Genomic DNA, 22,268 nt, shown 5'->3' with positions numbered 1-22,268 from the left:
AAGAACCACTTAACATTATTCAACATTAGCAATATTAAGGGTTACGCTTTGCAACATTTAGTTTGGGATCTGGATCCCGTATTTTTCTCCATTGGGCCACTGACTGTTCATTGGTATGGCGTGTTATTCGCTGCTGCTATTTTATCTGGTTTGCAAGTAATGAAATGGATTTTTCAAACCGAAAAGCAAGACCTAGCTGCCCTAGATAACTTATTGGTTTACATTGTTATAGGCGTGATTGTCGGTGCACGTTTAGGCCATTGTTTCTTTTACGACCCCGGTTATTACTTTGCCAACCCGATGAAAATACTCGCCATTTGGGAAGGCGGTTTAGCTAGCCATGGTGGCGGCCTTGGTGCGATTATTGCCGCTGGAATTTATAGCAGAAAACATAGCATGAACTTTCTATGGTTACTCGACAGACTCGCGATATGTACTGCCCTATTCGGCTTTTTTGTCCGCAGTGCCAACTTCGTTAATTCTGAAATTTTAGGTACCGCGAGTAATGTACCTTGGGCAGTAATCTTTGCCCGTATCGATAACGTTACTCGCCACCCTTCTCAACTGTATGAAGCCTTTGCTTATTTAGCTATATTTTTTATATTGATGGTTTTATATAAACAAAAGAAATCCCAAACACCACAAGGCTCTATTTTAGGCATATTTTTAATTTTAATTTTTACCGCGCGCTTTCTTATTGAAATGTTAAAAGAAAAACAAGCCGCTTACACTGCCGATATTGCGCTAACTGCAGGACAAATGTTAAGTATTCCTTTTTTTATCGCGGGTGTTGTATTAGTTATTTGGTCATTAAAAAACAATAAACAAGTACAATAATATTAACAATTTCACCCATATCTAAGTGACCGAAAAATGCTTAGGTAATGACAAAATTATGATTAATAAAAAATGGTCAAAAATTTATGAGTAAAAAATATTACGTGGTATGGAAAGGCGCAAAAACAGGTGTCTTTGAGCAGTGGAATGATGTTAAAAGTCACACTCAAGGACGTGCAGACGCGCAATATATGGGGTTCCCATCAAAAGCAGAGGCTGATTCAGCATTTCAATCTACTTATACTAAGGCTTTAACAAAACGATCGATGAGTAAAAGTAGCGGCGCTAAACCTGCTGCTTCTGCTGCCTACGTTAAAGCTGAAACTACCGGAGCGAGTAATAGCTCAACATCTGCAAAAACTGCAGATATCAATATTTATTGTGATGGTGCTTGTTCTCCAAATCCTGGAAAATCAGGAACGGGCATGGCGGTATATCAACAGCAGAAATTAGTTGAGCTGTGGTATGGCTTATATGAACCAATGGGCACGAATAACACCGCTGAACTTAATGGCTTACTTGCCGCATTTAATTACGCACAAGATCACATTAAGCAAGGTAAAACTGTTCAAGTACTTTCTGATTCTAAATATTCCATAGACTGCATCACTAAATGGGCAAAAGGCTGGCAAGCTAAAGGCTGGACACGCGGCAAGGGTGAAGAAATTAAAAATCTTGAGATCATCAAACAATGTTTTACGCTCTACCAAGCACTAAAGGCTAATTTAATTATTAGTCATGTAAAAGGTCACGCCAATATCGAAGGTAATGAACTTTCCGATAGAATGGCCGTATTAGCTCGGGTTAAATGCACAAAAGGTTTTGTTCAATACCAAGAAACATTAGATATTAAGACTATATTGGCCATGGCCTCGGGCTAATCTATTAGTAATATAGCATCCAGAATCAAAAAAAAAAGGACAGTTCACTACTGTCTTTTTTCTTATTATCTACAAGAAAATACACCGCCAAATAATCTACACTGACTAAAAGATAAAATAATCAGTATCCCAAAAGCCCATTGTCCCCTCAGTTCTTTATCGAAACACTCATTAAGTGTTTTGTTGAAATATATTAATTGAAGCTTAACGAGGCAGAAGTTTAATCGTAAGTTTTGTCGCCGAACAACCTGAAAACCCTTGCCTACTGTGCAATATACCAGTATTCTACGCGGCCATTTTATCTTTGGACTTCCACATGATCGGATTTGACTACGGCACCTCAAACTGTGCTGTCGGCGTTATGGAAAACAATACGCCAAAACTATTATCTTTAGGTGATCATGGTCGATTTATATCGTCAACTTTGTATGCCCCCAGTCGTGATGTTATCGTTAATTGGCTGCAAAAGCGCTTGAGCTTGAACGAACAAAAAAACTTTCAACAGCAACGTCAATGGCAGCTACAAAAAGGACAAAACTCCTTACGAGAGCTTACTTTAGACGGTTACCCAACTGAATTATCGTTTGGCCAACAAGCATTAAATAATTATTTACAAGAACCCGATGAAGGCTATTACATAAAATCTCCAAAGTCATTTCTGGGTGCCAGTGGTTTATTGCCGCAACAAATGGAGTTATTTGAAGATATTGTTGCCGCAATGATGAGTAACGTAAAAAGTCTGACTGAAGCAGCACTTGGTAGAAGTGTAAGCCAAACGGTCATTGGTCGCCCGATTAACTTTCAAGGTCTACGTGGCGAAGAAAGTAACCAGCAAGCAATAAAACTATTAACTAATGCCGCTAAGCGTGTAGGTTTTAAAGATGTTGAATTTCAATTTGAACCGGTTGCAGCAGGTTTTGAATATGAAGCTAGCCTTACTGAGGAAACCAAGGTTTTAGTGGTCGATATTGGCGGTGGCACCACAGATTGCTCAATGTTATTAATGGGGCCGAAACAAGCAGTATTAGCTGATAGAACCCGTGATTTATTGAGCCATAGTGGTGAACGCGTTGGCGGTAATGATTTTGATATTGCTTTTGCGCTTAAAGGTATTATGCCCAGTTTTGGTTTAAATAGTTTGTTAAAAACAGGCAAACCTATGCCAAGCAATAGTTTTTGGCAAGCAATGGCTATTAATAATATCAACCATCAAACTGAGTTTTACAGTTCGGCTAATGGCCGCTTTTTAGAACAGCTTATTCGTGATGCCGAGCAGCCAGACTTATTAACCCGCTTGTTAACTGTTCAACAGCAAAAGTTAAGTTACCGCGTGGTGAATGCTGCAGAGCAAACTAAGATTGCCTTAACTGAGCAAACCGAACAGCAAATAGACTTATCTGATATCGATAACGGGCTCACCGTAGATCTTGATAGGAATGGTTTTGCCATGGCATGTAAAAGAGAATTGAATGCTATTGCGGTGCTAATGAAAGATGCTATTTCGCAGGCTAACTGCCAGCCAGATGTGGTATTTGTCACTGGCGGTACCGCCAAATCACCGGTATTAAACCAATTTTTGCAACAGCAATTCCAAGATACACCGATTGTCATTGGTGACCATTTCGGTAGTGTTACAGCAGGTCTTACGCGTTGGGCTAAGACTATTTATTCATAAAAACATAGTAAAATTAACGGTACTTAGTAGCCAGACGCTTACGATTATTTGATGATACGTGATTAATGGCTACTTAGCATAAACTAGAGAAGTAACATCAATATTACTAATTACCTGAACATTCTACTGAATAAAACAGCCAACTTTTGCGTTATTTAGCACTTTTATCTTCCTTAGATAGAAGGTCACCTAAAAGATCAGGTTTATATATGATCGAAGTGACCTTTAAATGGATCCTTTGTAGTTTATAGTGGTACAAAAGTTACTAATAATGATGTCATAACGAATAGATAAATGGGATGACCAAAAACCCCATAACATCACGCGTATGAATTTGTACACCCACTCCCATAATAGGTAAAATTATCAGCAGGAAAAATGGCTGAAGTAAGTTACTAGTTGTCTCCCCATAGGCTGTTGCCATAGCAACACGTGAGACAAAAGCTTTTACTTGCTCAGCGGGTAAAGTTTCAGTAAGTTTGAGTGCAGTTTCAGTTAGTGCCGGTCCAATCACTGCCCACTCTCCGCCTGCAGAAGGAATTGCAAAATGAATCAGTGAACCACTTAATAGGGTAATAAAAGGTAAAGATTGTATCGAGGCTCCAGCAGACATCCAGCTTGACAAATTAGCACCTAATCCACTAAACATCATGATGCCCATTATTCAAGTAACAAAGGGGTATTGAAAAACGATCCCTGACATATTACTGCAAGACCGCTTCATCGAAATGACATATTGAATAGGTGTTTTATGAGCGATTAAACCAATAGCCATAAAAGTGAAGATCATAATATTAAGATTTAAATCAAAGCCATTATTTAAAAAGTGACGGAAAATAAACTAAAAAGCAGTCAGGGCAATAATAAATTGTAACCAAGAGCTATTATTTAGCCGATCAGACATTGAGTTGCCGGTGAGATTTTGTGAGTGTGCTTCTTCAGCAACAGTGTTATTTGCAGCATGTCCTACAGCTTTCAATGTAGCCATTGAACTTGCAGTGTCCGCTTTTGGTTTTAATAACCACATCAACAAAGGCACGGTTAAAAAATGTGTAAAAAGATAGCAGTAGTTTAACAAACTACCTAGCGTAAGGCTTACTGGAATTAAATCTGCAGCACACCTGTGCTTTACGTTTTATTTTATCTTTTTGTATAGCAACAATGTGTCTAATTGGGTGGGCAACTTTATACGCAGGAAAAGTGGCCAAATATAAGGTATTTATCTTAATCTATTTAAATCATCAAATAATCAGGGCTGTTGATATAACGTTTTCAACAGCCAAAAGCTTTCATTAATAAAGTTAATATATTATTGTAGTTCCAACGCCCAGCGACCACTATAAGTTCGCTCGTTAAACGTAGAAGTTGAGTTCGACTCTACTGTTTTATTAACTCTAACTAAACGTGTACCTTTAATTTGAAACTGAGAGGTAGTTTCACTCTCCGCAGACATAGAAAAAAATATATAAGCGCTGCCTTTTCCTGAATAGCTCATGCGAGTTTCAATAGGAATACCTTCATCGTTAATTAAAATTTTATAACTGCCGTTGAATTTATTTACATAACCGCGCGTTTTTTTATCATCAATGAAACTTTCTAGCGGTAAGTCAAAGTCTAATACACGCACTTGTTTGTCGAGGTAGTCAATATTGCTTTCAGTGGTAAATTTGCCTTTTGCGATAATATCTAAAATGGTTTGTGCTGAGGAGAGTATAGGAATTAAAGATGACGCCGATAGTATTTCTGCCCCATTTAAGGCTGGGGTATCCGCTTCTTCATTATTGATTTTAATGAGATTTTCTTGTGCTATTTGCGTTAAAACATTTTTCGAATAACGAATATCTAAACCTTCAATACTTTCAGAAAGTGTTGATTTAATTGCGCCGGTTTTTAATTTTTTATCTTTCCCATCACCTCTAGACTCAGTAAAAGTAACGCTTAATACACCAGAAACTGAATGGCTACCGTCTAACTTAGCCAAGGCTTGTTGTAAATCAGCCAAGCCATCAGCGTGAACGTTTTGTGTAAGGGTACACGTAAGCACAGCTAATACCGTAATGTGAATATTTTTGAATGTCATAACTTACCCTGTTTATTATTTTAATTTTCAGTGGATGATATACCCATACTTTATACTCAATATTACGTGAGTAGTTCAATATATTTTATTCAAACAATTGTTACTAAGTATTTCTTTTTATTTAAATTACTGTGATTTTTTTGCCCATATTCATAGTGTCTAACAATATAAAATATTTTTCAGTAACCCTAGAATCAAAAAAGCCCGCAAAAAAGCGGGCTTTTATAAGTAACCTTAGTTGCTACATCATTTCAATAGCAATCGCAGTGGCTTCACCGCCACCAATACATAAAGACGCAAGACCTTTACTTAAACCACGGTTTTTCAAAGCATGAATTAACGTCACCATAATACGTGCGCCACTAGCGCCTAACGGGTGGCCTAAAGCACAAGCGCCGCCGTTAACGTTTACTTTCGAAACATCTAAGTCTAATTCTTTAATACCTAACATAGTTACCATGGCAAAGGCTTCGTTGATTTCAAATAAATCAACATCAGCGGTTGTCCAATTAGCTTTTGCTAGTACTTTTTTCATAGCGCCAACCGGTGCTACGGTAAATTCTGCTGGCTTTTGTGCGTGCATTGCATGAGCAACAATTTTACATAATGGCGTTAAACCACGTTTTTGTGCTTCTGACAATTTCATCATCACTAATGCGGCTGCGCCATCAGAAATAGAGCTTGAGTTAGCAGCAGTAATTGTACCGTCTTTTTTAAATGCTGGACGCAAGCTAGGAATTTTATCTGGGCGCGCATTACCCGGTTGTTCATCAATTTCAAATACTGAATCACCACGACGAGATTTAATGGTTACTGGTGATATTTCATTAACGAATGAGCCGTCAGCTATCGCAGCATTAGCACGTTCTAAAGAGCGAATTGCATAAGCATCCATGTCTTCACGGGTAAATGCAGATTCATCAGCAGTTGCTTGTGCGAAACACCCCATGGCAATACCGTCATAAGCATTTTCTAGGCCGTCAGTCATCATATGATCAAGTACCTGACCGTGACCCATTTTAATACCAGCTCTGCCACTTGGTAAAAGATGTGGCGCATTCGTCATGCTTTCCATGCCGCCCGCGATAGCAACATCAATAGAACCCGCTAATAAAGCATCATGCGCCTGCATAGCCGCTTTCATGCCTGAACCACAAACTTTGTTAATCGTAGTACAAGTCGTAGACAGGTCTAAGTCAGCTTCTAATGCCGCTTGACGGGCAGGTGCTTGTTTTAAACCGGCAGGTAATACACAACCCATGATCACTTCATCGACTTGAACATTAGATAAATTAGCGGCTGCCATAGCACCACGAATAGCTGTGGCACCTAATGTGGTAGCACTAACTGCAGATAAACCGCCCATAAAACCGCCCATAGGGGTGCGTTTTGCTGCAACGATAACGATAGGATCTTGAGTAGACATGTGGCTCTCCAAAAAGTGTAGTTCGATAAATGTAGCTAATAATCGATAATAATTGCGCAACAGATTACCGCAATTCAAGCTTTACGCCAACGTAAAGATTATAGTCCTTTAGTGTTATCTTTATCTCTGATTGCAAATTCGCCAAGCATTCTTTACAACGCTCGCTTAAAACCTAGCTAATATCAGCAATAATATATGCTGTATTACATAGCTTACTTACGCCTCGCACTTTACGTTAACGTAAACTTGTTGTAAGGTATCCTATAGATAAAAACCAAATTAACTTCGAGCAATAAAAATGAGCGATATTACCCCAATCACCTACTCTATTGGTGAGTTAGCGAGAGAGTTTGATATTACCACCCGCAGTATCCGTTTTTACGAAGACCAAGGCTTGATAATTCCTACTCGCAAAGGACAGACAAGAATTTACAACCAAAGAGACAGAGTTCGACTAAAGTTAATTCTACGGGGTAAACGCTTAGGTTTTTCATTAGCTGAAACAGGTCGCTTATTTGAGCTTTACGATGCCGACAAATCAAGTGCTACACAACTAAAAACAATTATGGATTTAATTTCCAACAAGAAAAATGATTTAAACCAACAGCTAGAAGATATCCAAGCGGTATTAATTGAATTAACAGGCTTAGAAAACAACTGTCAAAATGCGTTAGCCTCCATTGATAAATAAAGCACAATAAATACAGAAAAAATTTAAGTAACAGCTAACGCGACAATTAACAGCGTTAACATGACAAACAATTATTAAAGGTACTACTATGATTTCTACATTCTCATCAATGAATTTTAACTTGGGTGAAACCGTTGACATGATCCGCACCACGGTGAATGCTTTTGCTCGTGACGAAATTGCTCCTCGTGCAGCACAAATTGATATTGATAATGAATTTCCAAACGACTTATGGCGCAAGTTTGGCGATTTAGGTTTATTAGGTATGACGGTTGATGAGCAATATGGTGGTTCTGGTTTAGGTTATTTAGAGCACATGGTGGCGATGCAAGAAATTTCACGTGCTTCTGCTTCTGTAGGCCTAAGCTACGGCGCTATGTCTAACCTTTGTTTAAACCAATTAAACAAAAATGGTAGCCATGAACAAAAAGAAAAGTATTTACCAAAACTTTGTACTGGTGAACATATTGGTGCCCTAGCGATGTCAGAGCCAAATGCCGGCTCTGATGTAGTTAGCATGAAACTTACCGCTAAAAAACAAGGCGATAAGTACATTCTTAATGGCAATAAAATGTGGATCACTAACGGTCCTGACGCCCATGTTTTTATTATCTATGCCAAAACCGATACCAGTGCTGGTTCTAAAGGTATTACTGCTTTTATCGTTGAACGTGACTACCCAGGTTTTTCTCGTCATCAAAAACTCGATAAGTTAGGTATGCGTGGCTCTAATACCTGTGAATTAGTCTTCCAAGATTGTGAAGTACCGGCGACAAATATTTTAGGTGAAGAAGGCAAAGGCGTGCGCGTACTAATGTCGGGCCTAGATTACGAGCGTTTAGTTTTAACTGGCGGACCGCTAGGTATTATGGATGCTTGTATGGACTTAGTTGTACCTTACATTCACGACAGAAAACAATTTGGCCAAGCCATTGGTGAATTTCAATTAATTCAAGGCAAAATTGCCGACATGTACACACAAATGAATGCAGCAAAATCTTATGCCTATTTATGTGCGATGGCAGCGGATCGTGGCGAAACAACCCGTAAAGATGCTGCAGGTGTGATTTTATATTCTGCCGAACTGGCGACCAAAATGGCCTTAGATGCAATTCAGTTACTCGGTGGTAACGGTTACATTAATGAGTTCCCAGCGGGTCGTTTATTACGTGATGCTAAGTTGTATGAAATTGGTGCTGGCACCTCAGAAATTCGTCGCATGCTAATTGGCCGCGAATTATTCAACGAATCGGTTTAAGTTACCTTTTCTCGTTGCCAATGAATGCTGTTGCTATATAAAAACAGCACCATTGGCTTCGGGATAGATAAATTATATACAAAAATAAAGTCTCTCAGTGACTATTGCTATTGAACACTTATAACTAATGAATTACCGAATTAAGTACTGAATTAACGACTGAATTAAGTGCTGAATTAAGTACCGCATGTAAAGTTAGTGAATCGACAACAATATCAATATGCTCTGACGAAGCAAAAGATCAACAAAATAGAAGGTTATACCGTGGCTAAGATAATATCGAAAATTAATTCCCGCAGCCCTGAATTCATCGAAAATGCTGCCCATATGAAAGTGCAAGTCGATGACTTAAAACTAAAGTTAGAGACAATAAAGCTGGGTGGCGGCGAACGCAGTCGCGAACGTCATTTATCACGGGGGAAATTATTGCCTAGAGATCGCGTTTACGCCCTACTCGATCCAGGCTCGGCCTTTCTTGAATTATCACAATTAGCCGCTTATGAAGTTTACGACGATAACGTCCCTGCTGCTGGTATTATTACCGGCATTGGCCGTGTTGGAGGCCAAGAATGTATTATTGTTGCCAACGATGCGACCGTAAAAGGTGGCACGTATTTCCCGCTGACAGTTAAAAAGCATTTACGCGCGCAAACTATCGCACAAGAAAACAATTTGCCTTGTATTTATCTTGTAGATTCAGGCGGTGCAAACTTACCGAATCAAGATGACGTTTTCCCTGACAAAGAACATTTTGGTCGTATCTTCTTTAACCAAGCGAATATGTCTGCACAAAGCATACCGCAAATTGCTGTGGTTATGGGCTCATGTACCGCAGGTGGCGCTTATGTTCCCGCCATGGCTGATGAATCTATTATCGTTAAAGAACAAGGCACTATTTTCCTTGCAGGCCCACCATTAGTTAAAGCGGCCACTGGTGAAGTGGTGAGTGCGGAAGATTTAGGTGGCGCTGATGTGCATTGTCGCACCTCCGGTGTTGCCGACCACATGGCACAAAATGATCATCACGCTTTAGAAATTGCCCGCAGTGTTATTGGTAACTTAAACCGAGTTAAACCCGTACAAATGGCGATTAAAGAAGTGGTTGAACCTGCATACGCTATGGAAGAAGTTTACGGCATCGTACCAAAAGATGCTCGTCAGCCATTTGACGTACGTGAAATTATCGCCCGCGTGGTTGATGGTAGTGAATTTGATGAATTTAAAGCACTTTATGGCACAACTTTAGTTTGTGGTTTTGCTCGTATCTACGGCTATCAAGTCGGCATTGTCGCCAATAATGGGATTTTATTTGGCGAGTCTGCACAAAAAGGAGCTCACTTTATCGAGCTTTGTGCACAACGAAAAATCCCCCTAGTGTTTTTACAAAACATTACTGGCTTTATGGTTGGAAAACAATACGAGGCTGGCGGCATAGCAAAACATGGCGCGAAAATGGTCACGGCTGTTGCTACTGCGCAAGTGCCTAAGTTTACCATTTTAATTGGTGGTAGCTTCGGTGCAGGTAACTACGGTATGTGTGGGCGCGCTTATGACCCACGTTTCCTATTTATGTGGCCAAACTCTCGCATTTCAGTGATGGGCGGCGAGCAGGCAGCGGGCGTGTTAGCGCAAGTTAAGCGCGATCAAAAAGATACACTTGGCGAGCAGTGGAGCGCCGAAGAAGAAGCAAACTTCAAGCAACCGATTATTGATGACTACGAACGCCAAGGTCATCCATATTACGCGTCTGCGCGTTTATGGGATGACGGTGTTATCGACCCGGCTGAAACTCGTCAAGTACTTGGGTTAGCTATTTCAGCTTCATTAAATAAAGTTATTAAAGAGACCAAGTTTGGTCTGTTTAGAATGTAAGGGTAATTGAAGATGTTTTCACATAGCAATATAAAAAGCCCGAGCGAACAAGTACTGTTCGACGTCGATAGCCTTGGCGTAGCAACCGTGACATTGAATAATGCCGATAAGCACAACGCCTTTGATGACAGTATTATTTATGCGCTAAACCAATTATTTAAAGAAATAGCACTGTGCGATGACATCAATATCATGGTGTTAGCGTCAACAGGGAAAAGCTTTTCTGCTGGGGCAGATTTAGGCTGGATGCAGCGTATGGCGTCTTATTCTTACGAAGAGAATTTGTCGGATGCAAACGCCCTAGCGCAAATGCTAAAAAATCTAAATTTTTTACCACAACCCACCATTGCCAAAGTGCAAGGTGCAGCTTTTGGTGGTGCGGTTGGCTTAGCAAGTTGTTGCGATATTGTGCTGGCAAGTGATAAAGCGAGTTTTTGTTTGAGTGAAGTCAAGCTAGGTTTAATTCCAGCGACCATCAGCCCTTATGTAGTTAATGCTATTGGCCAAAAAGCTAGCAGACGATATTTTCAAACCGCTGAACGATTTTTTGCTGACAAAGCACAACAATTGGGTTTAGTTGATGAAGTTTATTCGTTAACTGAGTTAGATTCCGCCGTTACTACAATGGTAAAGACCTTATTAGCCAATGGACCATCAGCGGTGCGACAAGCAAAGCAGTTAGCATTTGATGTCTCCTACCAAGATATTGATGAGACATTAATTAAAGAAACCAGCGAACGTATTGCCGCAATTCGCGTTTCTTCAGAGGGCCAAGAAGGCCTAACGGCATTTTTTGAAAAACGCCAACCTGCTTGGCAAGCTACTCAAAGACACTCAGCAGAGCCAACAACATCAACAAATAAAGGCGAAGGATAATATTCATGTTTACTAAAATACTAATTGCTAACCGTGGTGAAATCGCCTGTCGTGTTATTAAAACAGCCCGAAAAATGGGTATATTAACCGTTGCGGTTTATTCTGATGCTGATGCTGACTCACTGCACGTAACTATGGCTGATGAAGCTATCCATATTGGCGGTTCACCTTCACGCGAAAGTTACTTATTATCTGAAAAAGTGATTGAAGCAGCTAAGCGTACTGGCGCTCAAGCTATTCATCCAGGCTACGGTTTCCTATCGGAAAATGCTGATTTTTGTCGTATGTGTGCCAAAGAAGGTATTACCTTTATTGGCCCACCGGTTGCAGCCATTGAAGCGATGGGCTCTAAGTCTGCCGCTAAAAACATCATGGAAAAAGCGAACGTACCTTTAGTACCTGGTTATCATGGTGACGACCAATCGGAAGCTGTCATTAAAAAAGCTGCTGATGATATGGGTTATCCGGTACTACTTAAAGCTACCGCGGGTGGCGGTGGTAAAGGTATGCGCCAAGTATGGAACGAAAGTGAATTTTCGGAAGGCTTTGCTGCTGCTAAACGCGAAGCTAAATCATCATTTGGTGATGATACTATGCTGGTTGAAAAGTACTTAACCCAGCCTCGCCATGTTGAAATTCAAGTGTTTTGTGATAATCATCAAAACGCGGTTTACCTGTTCGAACGCGACTGTTCTGTTCAACGTCGTCATCAAAAAGTAATAGAAGAAGCTCCTGCCTTTAGCATGAGTGAAGAACTACGCGCTCAAATGGGTGAGTCTGCCATAAAGTCAGCTCAAGCTATTGGTTATCAAGGCGCTGGTACGGTTGAATTTTTACTTGATATTGACGGTTCATTTTACTTTATGGAAATGAATACTCGCTTACAAGTAGAACATCCCGTTACAGAATTAATTACTGGCCAAGATTTAGTTGAATGGCAACTGCGGGTAGCAGCTGGCGAAATATTGCCGAAAGCTCAACACGAACTAAAAATCAACGGTCACGCTTTTGAAGCGCGCATTTACGCTGAAGATCCAAACAACGATTTTTTACCGGCTACGGGCACACTAGACTTTTTACAACCACCGCTGGAAAGTGAATTTGTCCGTGTAGATACCGGCGTGCGACAAGGTGATGAAGTGAGCGTATTTTACGATCCTATGATCGCAAAGTTAATTGTTTGGGATGAAAGTCGTGAAAAGGCCCTACAACGTTTAGCTAAAGCTTTATCAGAATATCGCATCAGTGGTGTTACTACCAATATCGATTTTCTATATAATTTGGCCACTAGTGCGCCCTTTGTTAACGCGGATATCGACACTGGTTTTATTGAGAAAAACCAAGCAATTATTTTCCATGAAAGTGAACAAGCACTCGCTGGCGAATTACCGATGGCAGCGCTTTATTTAGTGTTATCGCAAGCACAACAAGCGCAAGCAAAAGCGGCTAAAACTAACGACCCATTTTCACCTTGGAACATGACCAATGCATGGCGCTTAAATGAAGCAAACATCCATCATATCGTTTTAGCCCATAACGGCACCGAATACCCCATTGTCGTCGAGCAAAAACGCCAAGGCAGTGGTAGTTATTATTTAATTACCGTTGATGGCCAAACCGTTGATTGCCAAGGTCGTATTGAAAACGATACTTTGTACGCCAGTATTGATGGCTACCGCAGCCATGCAACCATTGCACAAAATGCTAACCAAATTAGTCTTTATCATCAAAATGGTGTGTTTAACTTTACGCACATCTTGCCTGACTGTGGCGACAATACCGGTGATGATAGCCATGGTGGCTTAGTGGCACCAATGAACGGCACTATGGTATCAGTACTAATTAAAGCTGGCGACAGCGTTATTGCAGATCAACCATTAATGATCATGGAAGCGATGAAAATGGAGCATACCATTCGTGCCCCAAGCAACGGTGTAGTAGATGCCATTTATTATAACGACGGTGAAATGGTTGACGGTGGCGCTGAATTAGTTGCCTTCAGCCCTGAGGACGCATAATGACTGATGTATTTACACCTACACTGCCAGCTTCGTTGCCTGTTCCGTTACCGACGTCGGTAAAAATAGTTGAAGTTGGCCCGCGCGATGGCCTGCAAAATGAAAAAGTGCAAATTAGCGCTGAAGATAAAATAGCGCTAATTGAACAATTAGCCGACGCAGGTGTTAGCTACATCGAAAGTGGCAGTTTTGTCTCCCCTAAATGGGTGCCACAAATGGCAACGTCGAGCGATGTGTTTAACGGTATTACCCGCAAAGCGGGTGTTACTTACGCGGCACTCACACCTAATATGAAAGGTTTTGAAGCCGCCATGGCCGTTAATGCCAATGAAGTCGCTATATTTGGCGCCGCTTCAGAAGCGTTCAGTCAAAAGAATATCAATTGCTCAATTGAAGAAAGTCTGCAGCGCTTTGAACCTATTATGCAGGCGGCCAAAGCCGCAAACATTCCCATTCGAGGTTATGTTTCTTGTGTAGTTGGTTGTCCTTACGATGGTGATATTGCGCCAGAGCAAGTAGCAAAAGTTGCCGAAAAGTTATACCAAATGGGTTGTTACGAAATCTCCCTTGGCGACACTATTGGAGTAGGTACCCCCGCAAGCGTAAGTAAAATGTTAGCGGTGGTTAGTACTAAGGTACCGGTTGAAAAATTGGCCGTACACTTTCATGATACCTACGGCCAAGCGTTAACTAATATTTACGCTGCATTACAAGCTGGCGTGAAGGTAGTCGATAGTGCTATTGCAGGTCTTGGTGGTTGCCCATATGCTAAGGGAGCATCAGGTAATGTTGCGACTGAAGACGTGTTGTACATGCTCAATGGTTTAGGCATAACAACGAATATTGATTTCGACAAGTTACTCAAGGCTGGTTGGTTTATTAGCGACAAATTAGGTAAAGCGCCAATATCAAAAGTATCTGTGGCATATCGAGCACAATAACGCGTTAATTGGTTAATGTACTTAAATAACATTATGAATAATTTTGCTAACGCATATAGCATCTATTATCTATTATCTGCGTTAGCCAACAAGCACAAAGACAATAATTTTTACTGAGGATCAAACAATGGCAGGATTTGACAAAGTAGTGTCAAGCTATGAAGAAGCAATGGCGGGTCTTGAAGACAATATGACCGTCATTGCAGGTGGTTTTGGTTTATGTGGTATTCCAGAAAACCTGATTAGCGAAATTAAACGTAAAGGCACAAAGGGATTAACTGTTGTTTCTAACAACTGTGGTGTTGACGATTTTGGTCTTGGTATTTTGCTTCCTGACCGTCAAATCAAAAAAATCATTGCCTCTTATGTCGGTGAAAATGCCGAATTTGAACGTCAAATGATGAATGGCGAATTAGAAGTTGAATTAACGCCTCAAGGTACCTTAGCCGAAAAAATGCGTGCTGGCGGTGCGGGTATTCCGGCATTCTTTACTGCAACAGGTTACGGAACACCAGTCGCCGAAGGCAAAGAAGAACGTGAATTTGATGGCAGACATTACATTTTAGAGCCCGCTATTACTGGCGACTTTGCGATCGTAAAAGCATGGAAAGCTGACCGCTATGGCAATTTAGTGTTCAGAAAAACTGCGCGTAACTTTAATCCTTTGGCAGCAACAGCTGGAAAGATAACGGTGGTAGAAGTGGAAGAAATTGTTGAACCGGGAGAACTAGACCCAGATCAAATCCACACACCGGGTATTTATGTAAATCGCTTAATTTTAGGTACATTCGAAAAACGCATTGAACAGCGCACTATTCGCAGTTAGTAAGGAGTAATTTATGGCTTTATCAAGAGAACAACTAGCACAGCGAGTTGCACAAGAATTACAAGACGGTTACTACGTTAACTTAGGTATTGGTATTCCAACGTTAGTGGCAAACTATATTCCAGAGGGTATGGAAGTTATGCTGCAGTCAGAGAATGGCCTTCTTGGTATGGGACAATTCCCTACCGAAGACGAAATTGACGCCGACTTAATCAATGCCGGTAAACAAACCGTGACTATGGCAAAAGGTGCATCAATTTTTGATTCAGCAGAATCGTTCGCGATGATCCGCGGTGGCCATGTTGATTTAACCGTTTTAGGCGCATTTGAAGTTGATGTTAATGGTAATATCGCCTCTTACATGATCCCAGGTAAGTTAATTAAAGGCATGGGCGGTGCGATGGATTTAGTTGCCGGTGCTGACAATATTATTGTTACCATGACCCATGCTTCAAAACATGGTGTTTCTAAACTATTAAGTAATTGTACCCTGCCGTTAACCGGCAAAGGTTGCATTAAAAAAGTATTAACTGACCTTGCTTTTATCGAAATAAAAAATGGTAAATTTTACTTATTAGAGCGAGCACCTGGCGTTTCTGTTGAAGAAATAATGTCATTAACTGAAGGCGAACTCATTGTTGAAGGCGATGTGCCTGAAATGAAATTATAAAGTGTTTACATTGAAGACTAAATGAAATGTCTACAGAGCAAAATATACACTAAGGGGCGCTAGCCCCTTTTATTTTGCCTTTACCTAGACCCACCTATCGATTTCAATAATTTTCACGTAAATATTAAATATTTAAAATAATCAGCTTCTTCATCAATGTAGTGCTATGTGTACAATACTACAAATATAACCAGGTCAATTACCTACAGGCTGTTACAGTTGGGTTGCAATCTATTGCAATATTAGAGATACTGAAATAGACAAAGAAAAGGCAAAACACGCGAAAACGTGTTACGCAAAACCACCGGTCTAAGGATAAATATACTATTTATCTATGACAGCGGAGTTACCGTGTTATTAGGTACATCCTGTGGTTTTTTCTTTTACTAACTCTACTTGTTTTATAAAAGGTTATTAAAATGAAAAAATTATTACTAGTTACTACCATTACTGCTTTAACTATGACGTCTATTATAACTGCGCCGACAGCACAAGCTGCTAATGTTGCACAAAGTGTATGTGAGTATGTTGCTGCTGACGACAAAAGACGTATGCGTTCATTCTTAAAGACGAATAAATTAAAAATTCGTAATATCTTCTCAGGTATCCAATGTAATGGTCAGAACTTGTTGGAATTCGCAGCCACTAAAGGTTCAGTTGAAACAGGCTCTTTGATGATAAGTAAATTACCAAAGAAAACCGTTTCTGCTAACTTGGCAGTATTCCAGAATGGATCGCAACCATTAATCGACGCTGCAAACGAACGCGTTAGCAGCTAGAAATATATTTTCGAGTAGGCGTTTATACTTTCTGTAAGTTCTATGTTTTACTAGTTAATATTTCTGTGTCATTAAAAAGGTCAGCATTAGCTGGCCTTTTTTTTACGTGATTATCATCAAAAACCAATTTCAGCTAGCCACACTGCATAAAACTGATTAAAATCACGCCAAAGTTTTATATTAATCTAATCGGTTTCATGAATGACCAATAAACGTAGCTACATTAACAGTAACAACGCCCTAGTTTTAACCGGAGGCGGTGCACGTGCTGCTTATCAAGTCGGTGTTTTATCTGCAATAGCTAAGTTCATGCCACGTACCCACGGAGTGCCTTTTCCAATTATTTGTGGCACTTCAGCAGGCGCTATAAACTCTACCGCATTAGCTTGTTATGCTTCATGTTTTCAACTAGCCGTCAAAAAATTAGAATGGGTTTGGAAAAACTTAGACCCATGTAGGATTTATCATACTGATCCTATGCGGGTGTCCAGTCACCTGATCGGAGGTTTTCTGGGAGGATTTCAAGCAGATTATGCCAATAAAAATGCCAGAAGTTTATTAAATAATGCGCCGCTTAGGCAACTACTCGAAACTGTAGTGGATTTTAGCAGAATAGATACCAATATAAGACGTCGCTATCTTTCCGCGGTATCAGTTACGGCTTCAAGTTATAGTAGCGGCGATTCTATTAGTTTTTTTCAATCAGAAGATTCTATATCCCCGTGGTTTAGATCCAAACGACGAGGCGAGCCGACACAGTTAAATAGCCAGCATTTAATGGCATCAGCGGCTATACCATTAGTGTTTCCGTCTGAAAAAGTAAAACGACATCATTTAGGCGATGGTTCAGTGCATCAACTTTCTCCGTTAAGCCCTGCAATCCACTTAGGCGCAGAAAAAATATTCATCGTCGGTGTTGATCAACCCAAAGAGCCCATACATGCGCTTGAGAATAATCCACATCCACCAACAACCGCTTCTATCGCGGGTCACTTACTAGATTCTATTTTCTCTGATACCTTACAAAGCGATATTGAACGTATGGAAAGAGTTAACCATACCCTATCGCTGATCCCAGACGAAAATAAAAAGAATACCTTAGGTTTAAAAAATATCGAGTCATATGTGCTAAACCCAAGCCACAACTTCAATAGTATTGCCGTAAAATATTACGATAAACTGCCTATTTCAATTCGATTATTACTGCGAAGTATCGGGATAAGTAATGATGCAGAATCAAGCTTACTCAGCTACCTGTTGTTTGAAAAGAACTACTGTAAAGAGTTAATAAACCTTGGTTTTAACGATGCGCTTGAGCAAGAAACCAAAATACGTCAATTTCTTGATATCTGATATTAATTAATTAAATTAAATATTGAACACCTAGTCAGAATTTAAACGCACAAAACTTCAAATTTAGTTGACTGAATCTAGCACTAACATTGTTTTTAGTACGCTATTAATGCCCTTCTTGCACAAAACGCTCTGCACGCTCAACTCGACGGGGCTTACCACGAACAATCAAAGTATCTTGTGGTAATAATATGGTCTCTACATCAGGTTCTTCACTTTCGATATTATTACGTCTTAGCGCTATAACAAAAACACGGCGCTCATCTAGTTTTAATGACTGAATAGACTTGCCAGTAGCAAATGAGTCGTCTACCAAGATAATTGCGTGTGCAAATTCAATCCGACCAATACCCTCAGGGCTCATGTCGGTATGTTCACCTTGAAAGAAGCCATGTAAATGATTGTAGTGATTCTTGCGCTCTTTTTGTACACGGCGAACAATTCTAGAAAAAGGTACGCCAGATAATGACAGCACTTGTGAAACTAGCATTAAACTACCTTCTAAGCTCTCAGGTACCACTTCATTTGCACCGGCAGCGTGTAATTCATCTAATTGATCATCATTACGGGTACGAACTAAAATAGGGACGTCTGGCGCTAATGAGCGTACTTTTTGGATAACATCGAGTGACTGTTTGTCTTCACCAAAGGCGATGACTACAAGTTTAGCTTTTGATAACTTCGCCGCCTGCAATAACTCAGCCTGTCTCGATGAGCCAAAAAGTACATTTTCACCTGCTTCTCGTGCTTTTGTTGTTCGTAATGGGTCGATATCAATGGCAACAAAATCGATCGATTCCTGTTTTAAAAATCGACTGACGGTTTGGCCAATACGACCGAATCCACAAATAATAACGTGATCATGTAGATCTGTATTTTGAGGTAATTCTTCTAATGCTTGAGTATCAAGTTGTTTCTCATGACTTAACCAAAGTGCCCAACCACGAGCATGGTTGATCATATAAGGTGTTATTGCCATGCTCAGCACGCCTGTCCCCAATAGTATAGAGGCGGTAGTTTCTGGTAACACTTCGACTTGGCTTGCTAACGCGATTAAAACAAAACCGAATTCGCCCATTTGTGCCAACATAATACCTGCTGCCCAAGCATCTTTAGATGACTCTCCTGCGCGCTTTGCTAATAAAACAACGACCAGTATTTTTACTATCATAAAACAAACCAGTAGCGAAATAATGATCAAAGGAGATGAGAAAACAACACTGATATTTAGCTTCATGCCGACAGTAACAAAAAACAAACCCAGTAAAATATCACGATAGGGTCTAATGTCAGCTTCAAGTTGGTGTTTATATTGGCTTTCGCCTAGCATCATCCCCGCTAAAAATGCACCTAATGCCATAGAAAGTCCAAACCATTGCGTTAAGGCTGATGCAACTAAGGTTACCAATAGTGTGGTTAATACAAATAACTCATCCGTTCTAACTTGAGCAACTAAATTGAATAATCTGGGTAGTAGCCATTTACCGGCGAATAATAAAAGCGAAACGACAAAGACCCCTTTAACTAGTGCAAACAACAGCGCCATAATAAAGGAAGAGTCTCCACCTTGTGCTAATAAAGGTATAACGATTAATAGGGGGACTACGGCTACGTCTTGAAATAGTAAAACAGCTACAGAAAGTTGCCCAGACTTTTTCTTCATGCCTCCGCTTTCACTTAATTGGCGAATAACAATAGCAGTAGACGACAGTGCTAATATGCCGCCAATAGTTATTGCTGCGGCAAAACTTTGCCCAAAAAACATAGCAACTAACATAAACAGCACAAGTGTTATAACCACTTGTAAACTACCAACTGTTACTACTAAATGCCGCATTGCAACGAGTTTGGGTAATGAAAATTCAAGTCCGAGAGTGAAGAGTAGAAATACAATACCGAGCTCAGCAAAATGCTCATAGTCAACATGTTCTTGCGCCAAAGCTAACCCATGTTCACCCACCAAAACACCCGCAACTAAATAAGCTAAAATGGCCGGTAATTGTAATCGGCGAAATAGCCAAACAATTAAAACGGCGCTGGACAATATAGCGAGTAACTCAAGGTGACTTGTCAAATGTATTCCTTACAAGGTGATAAAAACGGATATTGGCAGAGTTTGACTGGTTGTTGAACTTAATAACCTAATTTAAGTGTAGCCTTCTAGGGGCACTTTTGTCTAAATTATTTTCTGTAAGCAAAAGAAAAACATACATTAAAACGGTTACTTAACTTAGATAATTAGCCTTGAACTTACACCCGCAGTCATAAAAATTTAAACTAAAATAGCCATTTCATCCTTAGATATGAATAAAATCCCTAAAAGTTAAATAGTAGGTATGCTTTTTGCTTTAGTTACTTCAGAAAGTTTAAACGTCAATATTAGCAGGGAAAAACTATGCGCACAGTCAATGTTGTTAATCACCCTAATTCTAAATTTAATGCCTTTACATTATTTCAACATAGTGAACAACAAAGCCAACGCAACTTGGCCTTACTTGAGCAGTTACAAACGACATTAGATGTAAAGCAGCTTATCGATATTTTCGCTATTGAAGTGGCAAAGTATCTTGATTTTACTGGACTTTACTTTAAACATGTTGATATAAGTGCCACAGCAAGAGGCAGTCGTCAGGCAAAGTCAGAGCGTCAATTTGAATTAAAACTCAATGGTCAGTTTTTTGGCATGATCACTTATGCCGTTAATATGCCCATAAGTATGGGTAATTATAAAGTTTTGACTGAACTGCATGAATTATTGCTCAATCCATTGAAAAATGCGGTGCAATATCATCAAGCCATGCAACTGGCTATGCAAGATAGTTTAACTCAATTAGGCAACCGCCGAAGTTTTGACGAACAAATTAAACGCACGATGGCCCAAGCAAACCGTCGACACACACGTGTCGGATTAATCTTGAGTGATCTCAATAAATTTAAAGCCATTAATGACACCTTTGGTCACAACATAGGCGATAATGTTTTAGTACAATTTGCCAAGGCATTACGCCAAAGTGTTCGAGATACAGATTGTGTCTTCCGCTTTGGTGGTGATGAATTCGCGATTATAGTGGCAGATGCTACTGAGCAGGCTTTATCCGTTATTGAACATAGAATTTACCATGCAATGTCGCAAGATGCATTATTAGCAAAACATAATGTTACCAGTAGTTTAGGCTTAGCTTTTATGAATAGAGCTGACAACGCAACAAGCTTTTTTAAACGTGCAGATAAAGCGTTATATTCTCAGAAAATGACTATGCCGCAAAAGTTGAGTATTGTTTCTCAAAGTTGAACTTTACTGAATGGTGCTGAGCTAAAAGTTTAATAAAGAATGATTATATAGTGGCCTGAGAATACTAACTATATTCTCAGCAATACCTAGCCAAGACGAGATATTGATTTAGCTAAATTCTCGCAAAGCAAGTGACTTTTCATTAGGTGTTGCGCCAACATACAAGCGGCAAAACCTTACCGCTTTTGCAAAGCTTTGCGGACCAATTTTTGCCAGTACTCGACGCAAAAAATCCAAATCTAAATTAAAATTAAGGCTATAGTGTTCCATTGCCTGATCAATACTCGGGTAACTGACCCCGTCAAAGCAAAATTCTCGTTCAATATCTTCGTTAGTAATTTCAATACCATCGAGCACTAGCGGCCAACCTCGAAAATTAACTCTATCTTTTGCGACTTGATACATAAACCAAGCACTTTTTTGAAAGCCAGCAAAACTGCCTCCCTCAAAGCCAGAGTTAGCTAATTCTTCTTCTGTCCAATTTAGCCCTATTGCTAAATCTTTACGATATTTATTAATAAGATAAACTTTAACACTTTGCTCGACTTGCCAAATGTTTCGCACTTCCGCCTTGTTTGCCGCACGAGCGCACTCTAAACAACTGGGTAGAGTTAGCGGGTGATGTGGGCAATCAAAAACTAGATGTGCTGAGTGAGGAAAAGTAAAAGAGTGTCCTGCTGGCTCTGAACAGAACCAGCAGTGATGTCGATAGTTAAAAGGAACGTCGATGTAGGTGTTATCAGACATAAATAACCTGCGACTTTATAACTGTAAGTAATACCATTTGAAATAA

19 protein-coding genes, 1 pseudogene and 1 riboswitch are annotated in these 22,268 nt (G+C 40.0%); of the genes and pseudogenes, 14 read left to right on the top strand and 6 right to left on the bottom strand.

Annotated elements, in window-relative coordinates:
- The first annotated feature begins 48 nt into the window (after positions 1-48).
- The 3 genes from lgt to yegD all read left to right on the top strand — a co-directional run bounded on the left by lgt (position 49) and on the right by yegD (position 3,393).
- Complete coding sequence (lgt, locus tag B5D82_RS15890; RefSeq protein ID WP_081152899.1) at positions 49-837, top strand: prolipoprotein diacylglyceryl transferase; 789 nt, start codon at positions 49-51, stop codon at positions 835-837.
- An 86-nt stretch (positions 838-923) separates the two neighbouring features.
- On the top strand, positions 924-1,718 hold the full coding sequence (locus B5D82_RS15885) for a ribonuclease H family protein (protein WP_081152897.1): 795 nt from the start codon (positions 924-926) through the stop codon (positions 1,716-1,718).
- 316 nt (positions 1,719-2,034) lie between these two features.
- On the top strand, positions 2,035-3,393 hold the full coding sequence (gene yegD, locus B5D82_RS15880; RefSeq protein ID WP_081152895.1) for a molecular chaperone: 1,359 nt from the start codon (positions 2,035-2,037) through the stop codon (positions 3,391-3,393).
- Positions 3,394-3,670: 277 nt separating this feature from the next.
- On the opposite strand, the pseudogene B5D82_RS15875 reads toward yegD, so the two are convergent.
- The 4 genes and pseudogenes from B5D82_RS15875 to B5D82_RS15855 all read right to left on the bottom strand — a co-directional run bounded on the left by B5D82_RS15875 (position 3,671) and on the right by B5D82_RS15855 (position 6,899).
- A pseudogene (locus B5D82_RS15875) lies at positions 3,671-4,231 on the bottom strand (TIGR00366 family protein).
- 3 nt (positions 4,232-4,234) lie between these two features.
- Positions 4,235-4,381 (bottom strand): hypothetical protein, encoded by a 147-nt coding sequence (locus tag B5D82_RS15865; RefSeq protein ID WP_157673918.1) that lies wholly within the window; start codon positions 4,379-4,381, stop codon positions 4,235-4,237.
- A 321-nt stretch (positions 4,382-4,702) separates the two neighbouring features.
- Positions 4,703-5,473: a hypothetical protein gene (locus B5D82_RS15860; protein ID WP_081152889.1), complete on the bottom strand. Its 771-nt coding sequence runs from the start codon at positions 5,471-5,473 to the stop codon at positions 4,703-4,705.
- 241 nt (positions 5,474-5,714) lie between these two features.
- Positions 5,715-6,899, bottom strand: coding sequence for an acetyl-CoA C-acyltransferase (locus B5D82_RS15855; protein WP_081152888.1), 1,185 nt, complete (start codon positions 6,897-6,899; stop codon positions 5,715-5,717).
- A 298-nt stretch (positions 6,900-7,197) separates the two neighbouring features.
- On the opposite strand from B5D82_RS15855, the gene B5D82_RS15850 reads away from it, so the two are divergent.
- The 10 genes from B5D82_RS15850 to B5D82_RS15805 all read left to right on the top strand — a co-directional run bounded on the left by B5D82_RS15850 (position 7,198) and on the right by B5D82_RS15805 (position 18,183).
- A complete protein-coding gene (locus B5D82_RS15850) occupies positions 7,198-7,590 on the top strand; it encodes a MerR family transcriptional regulator (RefSeq protein WP_081152886.1) in 393 nt (130 codons plus the stop codon).
- A gap of 88 nt (positions 7,591-7,678) precedes the next feature.
- Positions 7,679-8,848, top strand: coding sequence for an isovaleryl-CoA dehydrogenase (locus tag B5D82_RS15845; protein WP_081152885.1), 1,170 nt, complete (start codon positions 7,679-7,681; stop codon positions 8,846-8,848).
- A gap of 264 nt (positions 8,849-9,112) precedes the next feature.
- Positions 9,113-10,720, top strand: coding sequence for a carboxyl transferase domain-containing protein (locus B5D82_RS15840; RefSeq protein WP_081152883.1), 1,608 nt, complete (start codon positions 9,113-9,115; stop codon positions 10,718-10,720).
- Between the two features lie 12 nt (positions 10,721-10,732).
- Positions 10,733-11,596: an enoyl-CoA hydratase/isomerase family protein gene (locus B5D82_RS15835; RefSeq protein ID WP_081152881.1), complete on the top strand. Its 864-nt coding sequence runs from the start codon at positions 10,733-10,735 to the stop codon at positions 11,594-11,596.
- A 5-nt stretch (positions 11,597-11,601) separates the two neighbouring features.
- Positions 11,602-13,614, top strand: a complete 2,013-nt coding sequence (locus B5D82_RS15830) for an acetyl/propionyl/methylcrotonyl-CoA carboxylase subunit alpha (RefSeq protein WP_081152879.1) — start codon at positions 11,602-11,604, stop codon at positions 13,612-13,614.
- Positions 13,614-14,555, top strand: a complete 942-nt coding sequence (locus tag B5D82_RS15825) for a hydroxymethylglutaryl-CoA lyase (RefSeq protein WP_081152878.1) — start codon at positions 13,614-13,616, stop codon at positions 14,553-14,555. The genes B5D82_RS15830 and B5D82_RS15825 overlap by 1 nt, the downstream gene beginning before the upstream one ends.
- A gap of 127 nt (positions 14,556-14,682) precedes the next feature.
- The gene (locus B5D82_RS15820) at positions 14,683-15,381 is read left to right on the top strand and encodes a CoA transferase subunit A (RefSeq protein WP_081152876.1); all 699 of its coding nucleotides are present in this window, start codon (positions 14,683-14,685) and stop codon (positions 15,379-15,381) included.
- 13 nt (positions 15,382-15,394) lie between these two features.
- Complete coding sequence (locus tag B5D82_RS15815) at positions 15,395-16,051, top strand: 3-oxoacid CoA-transferase subunit B (protein WP_081152874.1); 657 nt, start codon at positions 15,395-15,397, stop codon at positions 16,049-16,051.
- A 260-nt stretch (positions 16,052-16,311) separates the two neighbouring features.
- Positions 16,312-16,405, top strand: a riboswitch (cyclic di-GMP riboswitch).
- Between the two features lie 65 nt (positions 16,406-16,470).
- Positions 16,471-16,830: a DUF3718 domain-containing protein gene (locus B5D82_RS15810; protein WP_081152873.1), complete on the top strand. Its 360-nt coding sequence runs from the start codon at positions 16,471-16,473 to the stop codon at positions 16,828-16,830.
- A 201-nt stretch (positions 16,831-17,031) separates the two neighbouring features.
- Complete coding sequence (locus B5D82_RS15805) at positions 17,032-18,183, top strand: patatin-like phospholipase family protein (protein WP_081152872.1); 1,152 nt, start codon at positions 17,032-17,034, stop codon at positions 18,181-18,183.
- Between the two features lie 106 nt (positions 18,184-18,289).
- On the opposite strand, the gene B5D82_RS15800 is transcribed toward B5D82_RS15805, so the two are convergent.
- Positions 18,290-20,257 (bottom strand): monovalent cation:proton antiporter family protein, encoded by a 1,968-nt coding sequence (locus tag B5D82_RS15800; RefSeq protein WP_094122819.1) that lies wholly within the window; start codon positions 20,255-20,257, stop codon positions 18,290-18,292.
- A gap of 321 nt (positions 20,258-20,578) precedes the next feature.
- Between B5D82_RS15800 and B5D82_RS15795 the strand changes: the two genes are divergently transcribed.
- The gene (locus B5D82_RS15795) at positions 20,579-21,475 is read left to right on the top strand and encodes a GGDEF domain-containing protein (protein WP_081152869.1); all 897 of its coding nucleotides are present in this window, start codon (positions 20,579-20,581) and stop codon (positions 21,473-21,475) included.
- A gap of 108 nt (positions 21,476-21,583) precedes the next feature.
- Here the strand turns inward: B5D82_RS15795 and B5D82_RS15790 are convergent, their stop codons facing one another.
- Positions 21,584-22,222, bottom strand: a complete 639-nt coding sequence (locus tag B5D82_RS15790) for a hypothetical protein (RefSeq protein WP_081152867.1) — start codon at positions 22,220-22,222, stop codon at positions 21,584-21,586.
- Between the last annotated feature and the right edge of the window lie 46 nt (positions 22,223-22,268).

Origin of the sequence: Cognaticolwellia beringensis, from assembly GCF_002076895.1 — a bacterium.
In the GTDB taxonomy this organism is placed as follows: Bacteria; Pseudomonadota; Gammaproteobacteria; order Enterobacterales; family Alteromonadaceae; genus Cognaticolwellia; species Cognaticolwellia beringensis.
The sequence above is the reverse complement of the archived record's forward strand: the minus strand, read 5'-3'. Positions and strand labels throughout refer to the sequence as shown.